Source organism: Sphaerospermopsis reniformis (assembly GCF_005402885.1).
In the GTDB taxonomy this organism is placed as follows: domain Bacteria; phylum Cyanobacteriota; class Cyanobacteriia; order Cyanobacteriales; family Nostocaceae; genus Sphaerospermopsis; species Sphaerospermopsis kisseleviana.
Genome location: NZ_BJCE01000007.1, coordinates 38,153 through 54,526 on the forward strand (window position 1 = coordinate 38,153; position 16,374 = coordinate 54,526).

The following is a 16,374-nucleotide window of genomic DNA, read 5'->3' on the forward strand; positions in this document are numbered from 1 at the left end:
TTCATGGCCGGTATAGTATCAGTTTCCCGCAAGAATTTAGCTCAACGCCGTAAAAAATTACGTAGGCAGCAGCAAAGAAAAATCATTCACACTATTTGGCGAACACTGGCTGCTAGTGGTCTAGCAGGTGGATTGCTGTGGGTAACACTCCAACCAATGTGGGTGTTAAAAACACCTGCACAAATAGTTATGAAATCAGGCAATCAATTATTATCCGAGCAAGCTATTCAATCGCTGTTGGCGCCGTCCTATCCCCAATCTTTGTGGCGAATAGAGCCTTCTGCAATTGCCGAAACTTTAGAAGCACAACCCGCTATTGCACAAGCCACTGTAAGCCGTCGTCTGTTTCCGCCTGGGTTAATGATTGAAATTCAAGAAAGATTACCAGTGGCAGTGATTCACACCCTACCAAAACAAAGCACAACCAGTTGCAATACTCAGCCTCAATCTTCGGCAAACTCTGGCAAACAAGCAACATCTTCATGTTTGCAAAATACTCCTGCTGGAAGCAAACAGGATGATGTCAGTTTACTAGATGCTAGTGGCGCTTTGATTCCTCTAGCAAAATACACTGCACTTAACCCCACAGGTAAATTGCCTACCCTCAAAGTTCTTGGTTCACCAGAAAAATATTGCCCCTATTGGACTGAACTTTATCAAGCTGTCAGTCAGAGTTCTGTTAAAGTGATGGAAATTGATTGCCAAGATCCCACAAATTTAATTTTGAAAACAGAATTAGGAAATGTCCATCTTGGTGTTCCTAATGCCCAATTACCGGAAAAAATCCAATTACTTGTGCAAATGCGGCATTTACCAGCAAAATTCAAGCCCAAACAATTAGCCTATATTGATATCAAAAATCCTGACCGACCTTTAGTACAAATGAACCAAAAATAACAAATTAACTTCCCAGATACCTAACAAGCTTGAGCCTGTTTGAGTACAGAAACCAGTTTTTGAGGATAAAAATGATAAAAATATTAGTTAGTTTTACGGTTCGCACCATTGAAATAAAAATTGGCATGAACTTTTGATTAAAATGGCAGGATAAATATTAGAAACTTCTTGGAGATAATCTTTATGCAGGTCGATAAAACATCAAGGGTTTGGGTGCAGCGTTCTTGCACCTTGGTGGGGAGGTTTCCCAATCAAAACTACCGTCGTCCATTGGTAACTGCATTTTGTATGTGAGTATTCAACCTTATAGGTTTATAACCAAAAACTAAACCAAACGCATTTTTGATATATCTTCTGGAGTAAAAAGTAATGCTTTACACAGTAAATCACTGAAAAATTTAGTAGTTATCGAAAAAATGAACAAATAAAGCTGTAAAATTGACTGCTAATATAAAGTTTCGAGCAGAAATAGTGGGGGATACTGAGCATCAAATTCACAGAGCAATACTGGGAAATTTAGCAACATAGTATAGAAAATCTTAATGTCTAGATCAAGTTATATAAACCGATTTTCGGACAATGTAGGTATACTTTTCTAGAATTAGTTATGCGATTGCGCGGTGCGCAGTGCTGACAGCCCAGTTTGCTCTAAGCCATAGGCGATCGCCTAAGTTGCCAAATGATCCCATAACTAATTATGATCGTGTCTCGCAGACAGCGCCAAAACTTACAGAGATTTACAGAGACTTACAGAGGGATAACCGCTCCCATGCTCCCCTTGAGTAAGAAGGAAAAGTCTAGATTTGTCTAGGTTTTGCACAGCAGAACAATAAAAAATATTGATTGTCATAGACGGTGACAGTCTCCAACTCAACTATATTTGACTCTTAGGTGAATAACACCAAAACAAGTCGTTTATCTACCTTCATCAAGCCAATGACATTTGATAATAACCAAGAGCTTACCTATAAAAATGCCCAATCTCTGGGACAAACAGGGTTATCTTTGTCCGTTAACTCTAATAATCCCTTTGGTAGTTCCGGGCTAAACTTTGCCCAAAGTAACGACAGTAAAAAAATTACGGAAAATAGTCGCATTGGTGAAATTGTTCCGGGCAGAGTCGCCAATATTAAAGTTATTGGTGTTGGTGGTGGCGGTGGCAATGCTGTTAACCGCATGATTGAATCTGATGTTTCTGGGGTGGAATTTTGGTCAATTAACACCGATGCCCAAGCCTTGACTTTAGCTGGCGCTCCCAGTCGTTTGCAAATCGGGCAGAAACTAACCAGGGGTTTAGGTGCGGGGGGTAATCCCGCTATTGGTCAGAAGGCAGCGGAAGAATCACGTGATGAAATTGCTACCGCTTTAGAAGGTGCAGACCTAGTTTTTATCACTGCGGGCATGGGTGGTGGAACAGGTACGGGTGCTGCGCCAATTGTGGCGGAAGTGGCCAAAGAAATGGGCGCTTTGACTGTGGGTGTAGTGACCCGTCCGTTTGTATTTGAGGGACGGCGACGCACTAGCCAAGCCGAGCAGGGTATTGAAGGATTAAAAAGTAGGGTTGATACCTTGATTATTATTCCTAACAATAAGCTGTTGGAGGTAATTCCTGAACAAACACCTGTACAAGAAGCCTTTCGCTATGCCGATGATGTGTTGCGTCAAGGGGTACAGGGTATTTCTGATATTATTACGATTCCTGGTTTGGTTAATGTGGACTTTGCTGATGTGCGAGCAGTCATGGCAGATGCAGGATCAGCATTGATGGGTATTGGTGTGAGTTCTGGCAAATCTAGAGCTAGAGAAGCTGCGATCGCCGCGATTTCCTCACCATTATTAGAATGCTCTATTGAAGGTGCTAGAGGGGTTGTCTTCAATATCACTGGTGGTAGTGATCTCACTCTGCATGAAGTGAATGCGGCTGCGGAAACAATTTATGAGGTGGTTGATCCCAATGCCAATATTATTTTCGGTGCAGTGATTGATGACAGACTGCAAGGAGAAGTCAGAATTACCGTGATTGCGACTGGGTTTACCGGAGAAATTCAAGCTGCTCCACAACAAACTGTGGCCACTCCCAGAGTAGTGACTCCATCTCCCAGGAAGCTAGGAGTACAACCAACTGTTAATCAACCAACTGTTAATCAACCAACTCCAACTCCTGAACCTAAAGAAAAACCGATTTTAGATATTCCTGATTTTCTCCAACGACGACGCACACCACCGAAAAATTAAGTAATTGTAGATTTGAGATTTTAGATTAAGTTTGCAGTCTCAGTTCTGGCGTTTGTGCTTTATACAATTTCTTAGTTTTACGTTTATCACCAAAGATAGGGGTCTGCAATTTAGTTGCCTACCCCATATTTTATTGGAGTTTTTTTATTTGGTAATTGGTAATTGGTAATTCAATTTTGGATTTTGGATTTTGGATTGTTTTTGTCAATTCCAATCTAAAATCTAAAATCTAAAATCTAAAATTTTCTTCCCCAGTCACCAGTTCCCATTCACCTGCTCTAGCCATTGAATAACCTGATGAGCAAGGTGAGTACCATCTAGGCGATCAATTTCTCGGATGCCCGTGGGACTGGTAACGTTGACTTCTGTGAGGTAGCCACCAATCACGTCAATACCAACAAAAATCAAGCCGTCTTGACGCAGTTTTTCTGCCAATAAGGTGCAAATTTCCTGTTCTCTTGCGGTAATTTCCGTTGGAGCAACAGTACCACCTGTTGCCATATTATTGCGAAAATCACTACCACTAGAAAGGCGATTGAGCGCCCCAATGGGTTCGCCATTGAGCAAGATAATTCGCTTGTCTCCGTCCTTAGCTGCGGGTAAATAGTTTTGTACCATTACTGGTAATCGACCTTGCAGGGTACTGAGTTCGACTATTGAGTTAAAATTGCGATCGCCTGATTGTAAAAATAAAATCCCCTCCCCAGCTTTGTTACCCAATGGTTTGAGAACTGTTGCACCCTTAGCTTCTACAAATTGGCGGATTACCTTTTTATCAGCACTCACAATGGTTTCAGGGATGGCTTGAGTAAATTGCAAGGCATACATTTTTTCATTTGCGGCTCTGATACCATTGGGGTTGTTAATTACCAGGGTTTTATTTTGGTCAATGTAATCCAAAATATAAGTAGCATAGAGGTAGGAATCGTTGACTGGTGGGTCTGTCCGCATAAATACAGCGTCCATTGACTCCAAAGCAGTGAAGAGGCTAGAACCTAACTTATACCAAGGATTTGCGGCTACCCAACGTCCCTCTATTAATTCCACTGGTACAAGTTCTACTTGCTGTAAAACAGCCCAAGCTTTGCTATCCACAACATTTAACAAATTCGCTTGGGTTATCCAAACTTCATGACCAAGAATTTGCGCTGCTTCCATGAGGGCAACACTCGTATCATGGCAAGGGTCAAGCTGATGGATGGGATCAATAATAAAAGCCAGTTTCACCCTTTCTACCTCAATTATCAAAAAAAATTTAATTGTTATGGATCTAAAAATCACGTTACAACCCAAGGTTTAACGGGTGATGAACTGCGGGCAAAGCTGATTTAAGGATGCCAGTATTCAAATGAAACGTCTGTAAACGCTGCTGGGGATATTCTAATAATTCCAAAAAGCAGGTTTCTAAGAAAACTTGAATCTCCCGCTACACCGTTAGGTTGGTGGGGGAGTCTCAAGACGCTTGACCTAAACCTTAGAACCTCCAAGAAGAGTATCTAGTTGGCCTGTACTGTCTAAAGTGTAAAGATTATCACAACCACCAATGTGATGATTATTGATAAAAATTTGAGGCAGAGAACGCTTTCCATTTGCTCTTTGAGCCATTTCAGTTCTTGCTACCTCATCTCCATCAATGTTGTATTCGATGAAATCAACGCCTTTATTTAATAGTAGGTTTTTGGCACGGTTACAAAATGGGCAGGTACTCCAAGTGTAGATTTCTACTTTGGCAGTCATAACATCCTCAAGTTGAGCAAATACTTTTCAATTATAAAAGGTAGCTTCTGTCTCATCCTTGGCCAGAACAATGCCAGAGCTACCAGCAAATCATCCAAAATCCAAAATCTAAAATTTTCAAGCTCAATTTTCAAGCTCAATTTTCAAGCTCAATTTTCAAGCTCAACCGCCGTCTACTGCATATTGAATCAACTGGGACAGGCGTAGGCGTACAGTATCTAAACCTAAACGTTGACTGGCGGAGATAAACACCGCTAGAGGAAATTCTTCTTGCGCCAAAGCCAGAGTTTCACTATTGACTTGATCGATCTTGTTAAATACAACTAATGCCGGACCGGGAGTAATAGGCATTTGGGCAAGAATATCCCGAACTGACCGAATATGACTTAACCAGGCAGGATGGGATAAATCCACTAAATGTAGTAGGGCATCTGCTTCGGTGACTTCCTCCAAGGTGGCGCGGAAAGCATCCATTAAAGAAGCTGGTAATTCATGAATAAACCCTACAGTATCTGTGATTAAGGTTTCCTGGGGTTCATTTGTATCCGCATGAGGAATAATCAGACGACGGGTGGTGGGATCAAGTGTGGCAAACAGTTGGTCGGCTGTATATACTTCCGCGTTGGTGAGGGCGTTGAGCAAGGTAGACTTGCCCGCGTTGGTATAACCCACCAAGGCCACTGAAGGAACTTCCCGATGTTGTCGCCGTTGCCTTAACCGACAACGATGAGCTTGTAATTGGTTTACTTCTTGCTGTAGTCGAGAAATCCTTCTTTGAATTGCTCGCCGTTCTGTTTCTAATTTGGTTTCACCAGGTCCACGAGTCCCGATCCCACCCCCTAGTCGGGACATGGCACGGCCTCTGCCGGTGAGTCTTGGCAGCATATATTCTAGCTGCGCTAGTTCAACTTGTAATTTACCAGCACCAGATTGGGCGCGTTGGGCAAAGATATCTAATATCACTTCTGTGCGGTCAACAACTCTGACACCAATCTGCGCTTCTAGGTTGCGGACTTGAGCGGGTGAAAGGTCACGGTCAAAAACTACCAAATTTGCTCCCAAGGTTTGGGCGGTTAAAGCTACTTCTTGGACTTTACCTTCACCAATTACTGTTTGAGGATGAATGCGCGATCGCTTTTGTTGTAAGGCCTGCAAGACATCACCCCCAGCCGTATCTACTAGCCTTGCTAGTTCGGCTATGGTGTCTTGAAATCGTTGGGGAGTCATATCATCGGTTAGTACCCCGACTATAACCACGCGATCATGGTCAGCGTCTACTTCTTGAGCAATATATTCTCTCTGAAATTCTTCTTCTAGACTTTCTACCAAGTCCAGAAAATCCTGTTCGGCGATCGCATCTAAACTCAGAGGTGGCGATACGCTGGAATATAAGGCTGAATCTGGAATATTCATTCCTGATGACTGAGTTAAAACTAATTGTCTGCTATTAGCTACCAAATGCGCCAAATAAGCTTCTTTTACGTACCCAGTCGCTCCCCCACCCCGACGGGTAAATCCAGTGCCGGTAATATTCAGCATTACTAGAGCATCTAAACGTTGTAGCGCCATTGCTGTCAGTGCCGCCTCATTCGGTGGTTCTGCTTTGAGATGGGTGGCTATACAACGAATACCGCTCAACCGTTCTGCACCATAACGGGGCAGTTCTAGGGGTGGGATTTGGGTTTGACGTGGATTGCCTACTCCTACCCGGATCACTTGTCCGCGACGGTTGAGATAGGCACATACAGGTTGATTTATTTCCGTACTAATTGCTGCCAGCCTTTGGGCGAACTCCGGTGTTGTCATGCGATCGCCCGATATACGCTGGTGGTACAGCCGCTGTAGTTGCTTGAGCTGGCTGGACTTTAAACCTTGGAGATTTCCGAAGATAGTCTCTATAGGCGCTTATGACCAGTAAACTGGCCCCCCCGAATTATTTTATATTTTTATTTTAACAAAAACGGTGTCAGTCCGTAGTTTACCATAAGCTACGGAAATACTGTTCGGAAACAGGGACTTGTGACTTCCACCCAGAACTACTAGCTGATGCTTTTAAGTCTAAATCTGGTACTGTTGTTAACTTCAAGACATTTGATGATTTCCAATCAAAAAAATCCTGGGCGCGATGAATAAAATAATCAATTAAAAAAGGTCTCCCCAAAAAAACAAACGTAATGGGAATATTATCTCTAAAACTCTCTCGCAGTTTATTTAAGTGATCTAAAATTGGGGGAAAACTGCTTAAATCATGAGCATGGGTTTCTGTGACTTCGCCGAACTTTTCTTTTTCATACTTATAGAGCGAATATTCTAAACCTTTAATAAATAAGATATCAAATTGCTTATTTATGTAGAGATTTAAAACTCGCTCATATAAAGTATTAACTGGCTCAAATAGACGTAAAATTTCTAGTTTTTTCTCTGGTATATCATGGAGAATCCGAGAAAAAATTTTCTCAGTCTCCAGGGGTTTACACTCAACAAACAATAAGCCAAACTCATTGTTGTTTTTGCGTTTCAGAGCGTTGAGCAAAGTTTGATATTCTTCGTATCCTTCGGGGGGTACGTCTTGATCCCAGTCACTAAAATCTAAATTCATGGGAGATTTTCTACAGCTTCTTTAAATTCCTGAATACCTTGAATCAGTGGGTGAATATCATACCAACGCTGCATCTCCCCTTCTTCATCCAAATAGCGGTACTCTAACAGGCAGCGATTAAACATCAAACTCCGATATTGATCATCATTGATGATACGCTTAGAAAGGGAGACTTCTGCTAATAAACTCCATTGATGGTTTTCCACAGCGCGGCGGTAAGTATCTCTAGCTTGAGTAATGGCGCGTCGAACTGCTCTTTCGGAAATTGGCAAATCTTGAGTGCGTCCAATGGCATCCTGAGTCAACAATAGCAAATTTCTGACGTGACCTCCACTCATCAAACAAAGTCGTTCTAGGGTTTGAGAACTGTCAAATATTTCCGTTTCTAGTGGTTTATCTGGTGCAAACTGCCTGATGCGCCGGGAAATGACCTCTTTAACTTTTTTTAGCCCTGGTTGATATATTTCTCCTCTAGGAGTGCGTACCATTAGCATTGGTAAAATTTGCGGATCACCATATATATCACGCAGGTCTGTAGCCCTGGCAGAATAGACCATAGCAATGGGTACAGTATAGATTAAATGGCAATCTAAGGCTTTCAGTTGTTCACAGCGGTCTAAAAAAACTTCTTCATAATTGGTGCGATCGCCATCTTGAACTAACACCATTCTATCTAAGTTATCAATAATTACTGCCAGTTGGGTGCAGTGAGCAGGTAGGCGCTTTTTCACATCGGCGATAAACTCATTTAAAACCTTAATCAAAGTCACTGTATGGGGATTAACTTTTTCTCGTATTTGCTGCCTTAGTGCCGGTACTGCTCTTAAATTTGCTGTTAATTTGGCAAACTGACTAATTTGCATTTCTACATTCATATCCTCGATGTGAATTTCAGTTAGCGCCAAATCTTTCAAATCTTGCCAACGATCTTTGAGCCAATTAAGCACAGGTTGAGGATTACCAATTGCGCGTAAATCTTTTAGTAATCTCCGAGTACAAGCCAAGAGAATATCTGTATATTGAGCATCTTCTGAATCTATATCTTCTTCATCCGCAGCAAAATACACTACATAACATTGTCTTGCTTCCAAATATTCCTTGAGTCTGAGTAATTCCGTAGATTTACCTGCTCCTCTATGTCCAGAATATAATTGACAAGTATTTTGATTTGCTAACTGAATACGATTTCCCAATTCTTCTAAAATATCTGCTTCTCCTCGCACATCTTGACAGTTTACATAGTTAGGATCACCTGCGGGTAAGGGTTGGAATGGGTTAAAAGAATTATAGAGGTTTTTGAGTAATTCAGTATTGTTGGACATAGGTAAACAACTTAGTTGATGCAGTTCTGATGATGCTAAAAAGTTAGATGAAGTCAGCAATAACAAGCAAGCGATATAATTTTAATGTCAGAAGCTAAAAATGTCAGATATTTAAAATCTCCACAGTGAAAATTTTAGCAAAAATGTATACACATATATGGACGACAAATGCAAGTACCTGATCAAAAAATATTTTCATAATAAATTCACCAAAAGATTTTAATTTTAAATTAATCAAATTTAATTCATCATACCCCTACGTATTAAATCTTGAAAACGTGCATCTTCTCGAATACAATGAAAATCAGGATCAGCGTTGGCCATTGTTGCAAACTCTTCAGGTCTGAGATTAATTGCTTGCTCCAAGTTTTCTAGTGCTTGCTCAATACTACCTTGAACAGCATAACAACAAGCTTTATTGTACCAAGCATATTTATCATCAGGTTTTATTCTTAATGCTTGATCATAAGAGAACAGAGCTTCGTCCATACGTCCCAAATCATCCAGTGCATTACCTCGATTGTTCCAAGCATAGTGATCATCAGGTTTAATTTTCAGAGCTTGATCATAAGAGAAAACAGCTTCTTCATTACATCCTATCTTGCGGAGTGCGATACCCAAATTGTACCAAGCATAGTGGTCATCAGGTTTAATTTTTAAAGCTTGTTTATAAGAAAAAATTGCTTCTTCATATCTGCTTAAATTCCGAAATGCGATACCACGATTATTCCAAGTAAAACAATCATTGGGTCTTAAATTGAGAGATTGGTCATAAGCTGAAATTGCTTCTTCATTGCGTCCTAAATTTCGTAGTGCATTACCTTTATTATACCAAAAATATGGGTAGTCTGCCTTAAATTTTAAAGCTTCTTCATAAGAAGAAAGTGCTTCTTCATTACGTCCTAAGTTCAGCAGAGCATTACCTCGGTTGTACCAAAAATATGGATCATCAGGCTTAAATTCTAAAGCTTTTTCATAAGATGAGATTGCTTTTTCGTCGCATCCTAAATTCAAGAGTGCATGACCACGGTTGTACCAAGCAAAATGATCATCAGGTTTAAATTTTAATTCTTGTTCATAGAGTGTAATTGCAGTTTCATATTCACCAGCAGAATAAAGTAGATTTCCCAATTCAAAAAGCAAACTTGCTCTATTACTATCTGTTTGATGTTTTTCTGCCAGAAGTTCTTGAATTTCTAGAACTTTTTCAATTTTTCCTTCTGAAGTAAGTTGTAGATATTTTTCATAGTCTCCTTCTAGTAAAAGACGACGTGATTCTTCTTCAACTAATTCTGGTGTAGTCGGTAATTCATATACTCCAGAACGCCAATCAAAAAAATCAGGAGCGCGATGGATTAAATAGCTGAGTGAAAATGAACGCAATAAAAATACAAAGCAAAAGGGAAAATCATCCCTAAATCTTTCTCTTTGTTGGTTAAGATGATTTAGTATTGGTGGTACTTTAGTTAAATTGTTAAACTGACCTTCAGTTATTTCGCCAAAGTTTCTTTTTTCATATTTATACAAGGAATATTCCAAACCTTTAATTAATAAGATGTCAACTGTTTGACCTTGAATATAATTCGCTACTTGCTGATATAGCTTATCCACTGGTTCTAGCAAGCGTAATACAGCAATATTTTTATGCGGAAGATCCTGGGGAATTTTATGTATAAAACAATCTGATTCCACAGGAGTACATTGTACAAAATATAACCCAAATCCTAATTTTCTATCCAGAGCGCAGAGTAAATCTTGATATATTTCTTCGGGATCTGGAGGTAAATCATCATCCCAGCTACTGCTATTGAGTATCATATAGATTTGATGGTAGATGCTTGCGTAAAAAATCCAAAGTCAGATATAAATTTTACACTATGGTTATTTTTTAGTATTTGAGCTTCATATCCAATCATCATAATCCTGTTCTTTAAGTTAAGGTAAAATTTAAGGAATATTTTAAACATCAATGTTTACATAATAATACGGTTTTTTCTTTGATTTGGTATCCGTATATTCACTTAAATATATTAATGTCAGGCTATTTGTCTTTCTTAAATTTTTCTAAAAACATATTATTAGGACTTACGCATTGACAGGATCAACCAAATATGAGGTATGGGTTTCGGGCATTTTAACGTGATTTTTTAATTATTTTTGGGCGATAGCGAAGCGCTGCTGCAAGCAGTTCGCTATTGATCGGAAGTTAATCGCCAAAAGCCTGAAACGACGGATTTTCGTTCATGCACATCATGGTGAATTTGTACAGTGCGTAAGTCCTATATTTATATTTTCCTATTCCCACTGATAACTAATAACTAATAACTAATAACTAATAAAAATGCGAACTATTGCGGAAATTAATGAAAAAATCAACCAAAAACGCGCCGTAGTTTGGACGGTTGAAGAACTGAAAAAACGAGTAGCGGAAATCGGTATCACCAAAGCTACTAAAGCAGTTGATGTTATTACCACCGGCACTTTTGAACCAATGGAGTCCAGCGGTGCAATTATTAATTTAGGACATACTGACCCACCGATCAAAATTCGCCGCTGTTGGTTAGATGGTGTACCAGCATATTCTGGATTTGGTGCAGTAGATTTATACTTGGGTGCTAGTTGTGCTGTGGAAACGACAGAGGGTGAAGAACTGAGAGAACGTGGCGGAGGCCATGTAATTGAAGATTTAATAGCAGGTAAACCTATACAAGTAAGGGCTTTAGGACAAGTTACCGACTGTTACCCCAGAGCAACTTTTGAAACTACTATCACCTGTGACACTATCAACCAATTTTATTTATTTAATCCGCGCAATCTTTATCAAAACTTTATTATTGGGGTAAATGGAGGCGATCGCCCACTGCATACCTATCTAGGACCCCTCCAACCCCGTTTAGGTAATGCAGTTTACTCCAACCCTGGGGCAATTTCTCCCTTATTCAATGATCCCGATTTACAACTTGTGGGAATTGGGACAAAAATCTTCTTAGGTGGTGGAATAGGTTATGTAGCGTGGGAAGGTACGCAGCATTTCCCCTTACAAAAGCGGTTAGCTAATCGAACACCCATTGGACCATCGGCCACTTTAGCCTTAATTGGTGATGCCAAACAAATGGATGCGCGGTGGGTGCGGGGTTGTTACTTCAAAAGTTATGGACCATCTTTGATGTTAGGTGTGGGTGTGCCACTTCCGGTTTTAAACGAAACAGTAATTGAACGTTGTGCAGTCCAAGATCAAGATTTAGTAGCGCCAATAGTAGACTTTTCTATTCCCCGTCGTGTCCGTCCCACCTTTGGTTTAGTTAGTTATGCTCAACTAAAATCGGGAAAAATTCCCATAGAGGGTAAAGCGGTGCGAGTTGCTCCTTTAGCCAGTATGTTTCTCTCACGACAAGTAGCCGTAGAGTTGAAACAATGGATAGAAGCTGGAACATTTACCCTCACAGAACCAGTTGCTCCCATTCCTAGTGAACGAGCTTTTCTACCCCAGGACAGGTGGACAGACTTTTAATGGTGATTGGTGATGGGTGATTGGTGATTGGTGATGGGTGATTGGTGATTGGTGATTGGTGATTGGGAAAATACAAATAATTTTCCCCCTGCTCCCTGCTCCCTGCTCCCCTGCTTCTTCCCCAGTCCCCAGTCCCCAGTCCCCAGTCCCCAGTCCCCAGTTTCTATTCTTGAGGTTTCGGCTTTTTCACTGGCTTAGGAGCAGGTGTTTTTGGTACAGGTTTAGACACCGCAGAGGTTTCCCCACTTATTTTCTTGATGGGACGTGGAGTTTCTCCATCGCGTCTGGGGGGAAATGGTTTTCTGCCACCAGCACGGGGTCCACCTTTGAATGGTGGTTTGCGTTTTTTGGGTAAATCAGCGATCGCTTCAGCAGTTTCTACTATCAATACATCAGCTTCGCGCTTGACTTTGAAATCCCAAAATTTGCCCACAGCTTTGGTAGCCAGCACACCCCGCATTTTCAACTTAAAATACTTGGGTTTGTCAGTTGGTTTCCGTGGAGCTTGCTTGATTTTAACTACCAAACTCTTAGCGTCAAAAGATTGGTAAACTACCTCACCACGCACAGAAAATTCTCCATCAGGAATTTCTGATGAAGCTTTTACGGGCTGGGAAATTTCTTCTTTAGCAGCAGTTTGGCGAGTAGATTTCTTGGCAGCACCATTTTCGGGTCTCTCTAAAGCTTGTGAACCCGATTTTTTGCCATCCTCATCTGGGGAATTTTTAGCCAGATTTTCTGGTTCCCAAACTCCAACAATTTGGATGTGTAGTGAGTCATTTTCTTGTCTGGTGCGGGGATAAACTACCCAGAGATGTTGTTTTTCTAAGTCCAGGTGATTTTTGACTAAACTCATAATCCGCCCTAAAAGGACGGCATTTAGCTCCACACCATCAGATGTGATCAGTGTTCCTTGGGTAAACTGTTCACTGCTGGGAGAGTAGCGCCCCCGGACTAAACCAATGGCTCGGTATTGCAATGGTTCGCTTGGAGGTGGGATCGGTTGTTGGCGATGAGCCAAATTCCCATTAATATCACTCTCGTTAGGTTTAACAGGTGAACTATCCGGTTTTGATGACTTAGCTGTTAAGTCAATTTTAGCTGGAGCCTGGTTAGAGGCTGTAGAATTGGAAGATTCAGGAGACGGCATCAGGTCGGAATTCATAAAAACTCCTTGCGGCGGAGACACATCCCATTATGGGATTTGACAAAAGCAGATGGAAAGAGCGTTTTTATGGCTGATAAAAGTATATTTCCTTTTAATCTGGCCATTATAGAGTGGGTTGTGCGAACACAAAGGCGCGAAATTTCTCATTTAGAGACTAAATGTGTCATTTAGCGCCTTTACTCTAGTTTCGGAAGCATAGCATAGCTATAATTCTGAATGCTCCTCCTAAAGTCATCACTTACTTTAACAGTCTAGATAGTTTTTTGTTATAAAATTCACAGTGAAATAACCGTATTCCGCAAAGTTTTGGAAAATTTTAACTTTGTGCTTTGTGTAAATATTAATTTCATTAATTTCGATTTATTTCGCTCAAATTTACCAAAAGGAAAAAAATTGTGTCTCAACCACGTAATCGGTGGATAATTCAGGTTGTCTTACTTCTGGCAGTTGCGGCGTTTATTGGGGTTTCTATTATACCCATCATTGGGGCTTTCAATGATTCTCAACCCTTAGCACAAAATACTAGCAGCAACTCCACTAATTCTAGTTTATCTCAGCAAAAGTCAAAGTTAGCAGATGAAATTCGCGGTTTGGAGCTAGTTTTGCAACGAGAACCTGAAAATCAAGCTGCACTTAAAGGTCTTTTACAAGCAAGGTTACAATTACTCAGTCAAAAAGGCAGAGGTGAAGTTAAAAATGCTGATATCCAAGCGGTAATTGAACCTTTGGAAAAGTTGGCTAAATTGAATCCACAGCAGTCGGAGTATGCGGTTTTACTAGCACAAGCAAAGCAGCAAATGGGCGATAATGAAGGAGCAGCCCAAACTTATCGCTCTATTTTAGCAACCAAACCCGGTGATCTCAAGGCTTTACAGGGAATGGTAAATTTACAACTCAGTCAAGAGCGCCCAGAAGCTGCTATTGGCTTGTTACAAGAAACTTTATCTACAGCAACTCAAGCAAATTCCATTCAGTCTGGAAGTGTTGATGTTGTTGCTGTACAGATACTTTTAGGCAATGTTTACGCTTTACAGAAAAATGAGACTCAAGCTATCTCTTTATACGAGCAAGCAATTAAAAAAGATCCTCAAGATTTTCGTCCTGTGTTAGCAAAGGCGATGCTTTTAAAAGAACAGGGTAAGCTCGGTGAAGCAAAACCTTTGTTTGATAGTGCTACGGCTTTAGCTCCTGCTCAGTATAAAGATGAAATTAACAAGGCAGCAGCGCCTAGTCCTACCCCCGCAGCATCACCGGAAAGTACACCGAGTCCATGAGGATGGGCATTGGGCATTGGGAAAAATACAAATAATTTCCCCCTGCTCCCTGCTCCCTGCTCCCCTGCTTCTTCCCCTGCCTTTTGCCTCCTGTCTCCTAGTTTCCTTCTATGGCGGCGACGATACCGAAGATAATAAATAAAATGCCTCCCAGGAGGGTTATTTGTTTTTCGGAAATTCTACCTGCAATTAATTTACCACCAATGACGGCGATCGCTGCACAAATTGAATGTCCTAATATTGCTCCTGCTGTGACACCGATGGCGTTGTTACTTGCTGCTAGGGCTATGGTGGCTATTTGTGTGCGATCGCCCCATTCGGCTATAAATGTTAATACAAATGATTTCAGTAATATTGACCAGGTACTTTTCTGCTTACTGTCTAACTCCGCCTTTTCTACTGCTTCTTTTGCCTCGTCCATCACTTCTTCATCGGCTTTAGCTGGCATTTTCCAAGCATCGTAAAGCAGTTTTAAGCCAAAAGCGATAAATAATACTATTTCTGCATAGTGTACATATATTTTTGAACCTTGTGTTAATACTGACAGTATTTGCCCAAATATCACTGATAATACTGTCATTGCTGCTAAGGCTGCTGTTACCCCTGCAAACACTATTTTTCTGGAGTGCTGCATGGAGAGAATGACGGCGATAAAAAAGGTTTTATCACCTAGTTCGGATATGGTAATTAATAATAAACCTGCGGTGAAGGCTGTTAACACTCTCTGTTGCTCCTGTAGGATTTTTTACCTGTGTGGAGCTTCTAATGAGAGTTTTTATGACCTCACTGAAGCTCACACACTGTTTTTGTGTGAACTCAGTGAAGGTCTCGCTTTCAAATACTTTTTTATTCGCCATCTGAACCAGGCTCATCACCAGTATGTTGATTCAGATGCACTGGCTTTTGCCAGCAGCTACTCCCCTTCTATTTGATGCGTATTATACCTTGATTGTCGTTGGGTGTCAAGGGTTTTTGAGGAAAATTGGAATTGTAAAAAAATATAACGGATTTAGTCTATTTAAAGGTAATATTACTGTTTTGTTTTTATAATGGGAATAATTAATTTTACATAGAGGAATTATATAAATATAATGCAGTTACAAAGTGTGGTTGAGCCTTTTGGTGAGGTTAATGTCTACAAGCAAAAAAATGGTGATCTTGACATTTCTGCAACTATTCTGACTGTTCCTGACTTGGAAGGGGTGAGGATGGGTTTAGCTCTTGATGGTTCTGCATCTATGAAAAAAATGTACGGTGTTAGTGGTATTGTCGGTAATGCTTTTGCTATGGCCGCCGGTACTCCTAATGTTGTTGAACCAGTAGCTAGAACAATGGTTAGTTTTCTATCTAATTTCTCTTCTAATGGTAAAGTAGATTTAATGTATTGGGCTTGTAGTCCCGATGGTTCAAAGGTAGAAGAAGTTGGCGAATTTGATGAACAAAGCATACAAAATACTGCTATTAGTGGACCCAAAAAATTACCTTGGGGTAGAGGTACTAAGTGTTGAAAGATTGAAAGAATTGGTAACTCATAGTCCCCGTGAATATGGCTATGCTTTTGGATCTTGGACTGCTCAATGGTTGAGTAAACATTTAGCCAATGAATTAGGAATTGAAATTAGCGATCGCCA

14 protein-coding genes and 1 pseudogene are annotated in these 16,374 nt (G+C 40.6%); 7 read left to right on the plus strand and 8 right to left on the minus strand.

The annotated features are described in order from the left end of the window. Nucleotides 1-3 precede the first annotated feature (3 nt). Together FFR48_RS02115 and ftsZ are read left to right on the plus strand one after the other, a co-directional pair. A complete protein-coding gene (locus FFR48_RS02115; protein ID WP_137666206.1) occupies nucleotides 4-897 on the plus strand; it encodes a cell division protein FtsQ/DivIB in 894 nt (297 codons plus the stop codon). 936 nt (nucleotides 898-1,833) lie between these two features. Further along, on the plus strand, nucleotides 1,834-3,132 hold the full coding sequence (gene ftsZ / locus FFR48_RS02120; protein ID WP_137666214.1) for a cell division protein FtsZ: 1,299 nt from the start codon (nucleotides 1,834-1,836) through the stop codon (nucleotides 3,130-3,132). A 255-nt stretch (nucleotides 3,133-3,387) separates the two neighbouring features. Here the strand turns inward: ftsZ and gshB are convergent, their stop codons facing one another. The 6 genes from gshB to FFR48_RS02150 form a co-directional block, all read right to left on the minus strand. Next, nucleotides 3,388-4,359, minus strand: coding sequence for a glutathione synthase (gene gshB / locus FFR48_RS02125; RefSeq protein WP_096566677.1), 972 nt, complete (start codon nucleotides 4,357-4,359; stop codon nucleotides 3,388-3,390). Nucleotides 4,360-4,599: 240 nt separating this feature from the next. Further along, nucleotides 4,600-4,869: a glutaredoxin 3 gene (gene grxC, locus FFR48_RS02130; protein WP_137666207.1), complete on the minus strand. Its 270-nt coding sequence runs from the start codon at nucleotides 4,867-4,869 to the stop codon at nucleotides 4,600-4,602. A gap of 162 nt (nucleotides 4,870-5,031) precedes the next feature. Further along, on the minus strand, nucleotides 5,032-6,768 hold the full coding sequence (hflX, locus tag FFR48_RS02135) for a GTPase HflX (protein ID WP_137666208.1): 1,737 nt from the start codon (nucleotides 6,766-6,768) through the stop codon (nucleotides 5,032-5,034). A 79-nt stretch (nucleotides 6,769-6,847) separates the two neighbouring features. Next, on the minus strand, nucleotides 6,848-7,468 hold the full coding sequence (locus FFR48_RS02140) for a hypothetical protein (protein ID WP_201277559.1): 621 nt from the start codon (nucleotides 7,466-7,468) through the stop codon (nucleotides 6,848-6,850). After that, nucleotides 7,465-8,790: an AAA family ATPase gene (locus tag FFR48_RS02145; RefSeq protein ID WP_137666209.1), complete on the minus strand. Its 1,326-nt coding sequence runs from the start codon at nucleotides 8,788-8,790 to the stop codon at nucleotides 7,465-7,467. The genes FFR48_RS02140 and FFR48_RS02145 overlap by 4 nt, the downstream gene beginning before the upstream one ends. Before the next feature lie 240 nt (nucleotides 8,791-9,030). Beyond that, complete coding sequence (locus tag FFR48_RS02150; protein ID WP_137666210.1) at nucleotides 9,031-10,608, minus strand: tetratricopeptide repeat protein; 1,578 nt, start codon at nucleotides 10,606-10,608, stop codon at nucleotides 9,031-9,033. 523 nt (nucleotides 10,609-11,131) lie between these two features. Here FFR48_RS02150 and FFR48_RS02155 point away from each other — a divergent pair. Both FFR48_RS02155 and FFR48_RS02160 read left to right on the plus strand, forming a co-directional pair. Next, nucleotides 11,132-12,301, plus strand: a complete 1,170-nt coding sequence (locus FFR48_RS02155; protein WP_137666211.1) for a homocysteine biosynthesis protein — start codon at nucleotides 11,132-11,134, stop codon at nucleotides 12,299-12,301. A gap of 48 nt (nucleotides 12,302-12,349) precedes the next feature. Further along, on the plus strand, nucleotides 12,350-12,499 hold the full coding sequence (locus FFR48_RS02160) for a hypothetical protein (RefSeq protein WP_162501830.1): 150 nt from the start codon (nucleotides 12,350-12,352) through the stop codon (nucleotides 12,497-12,499). Here the strand turns inward: FFR48_RS02160 and patR are convergent. Beyond that, nucleotides 12,465-13,466 (minus strand): heterocyst master regulator PatR, encoded by a 1,002-nt coding sequence (gene patR, locus FFR48_RS02165; protein WP_137666212.1) that lies wholly within the window; start codon nucleotides 13,464-13,466, stop codon nucleotides 12,465-12,467. The two genes, FFR48_RS02160 and patR, sit on opposite strands and share 35 nt — an antisense overlap. A gap of 398 nt (nucleotides 13,467-13,864) precedes the next feature. Here patR and FFR48_RS02170 point away from each other — a divergent pair, with 398 nt between their 5' ends. Beyond that, nucleotides 13,865-14,743 carry a tetratricopeptide repeat protein gene (locus FFR48_RS02170; protein ID WP_137666213.1) on the plus strand — a complete coding sequence of 293 codons (879 nt, stop codon included), beginning with the start codon at nucleotides 13,865-13,867 and terminating at the stop codon, nucleotides 14,741-14,743. Nucleotides 14,744-14,840: 97 nt separating this feature from the next. Here FFR48_RS02170 and FFR48_RS02175 read toward each other — a convergent pair whose 3' ends face one another. Beyond that, on the minus strand, nucleotides 14,841-15,464 hold the full coding sequence (locus tag FFR48_RS02175; RefSeq protein ID WP_096569084.1) for a TMEM165/GDT1 family protein: 624 nt from the start codon (nucleotides 15,462-15,464) through the stop codon (nucleotides 14,841-14,843). A 370-nt stretch (nucleotides 15,465-15,834) separates the two neighbouring features. Here FFR48_RS02175 and FFR48_RS02180 point away from each other — a divergent pair, with 370 nt between their 5' ends. Together FFR48_RS02180 and FFR48_RS02185 are read left to right on the plus strand one after the other, a co-directional pair. Beyond that, on the plus strand, nucleotides 15,835-16,251 hold the full coding sequence (locus tag FFR48_RS02180; RefSeq protein ID WP_201277560.1) for a hypothetical protein: 417 nt from the start codon (nucleotides 15,835-15,837) through the stop codon (nucleotides 16,249-16,251). Then, nucleotides 16,247-16,374: pseudogene (locus FFR48_RS02185) on the plus strand (helix-turn-helix domain-containing protein); the annotation flags it as partial. The gene FFR48_RS02180 and the pseudogene FFR48_RS02185, both read left to right, overlap by 5 nt.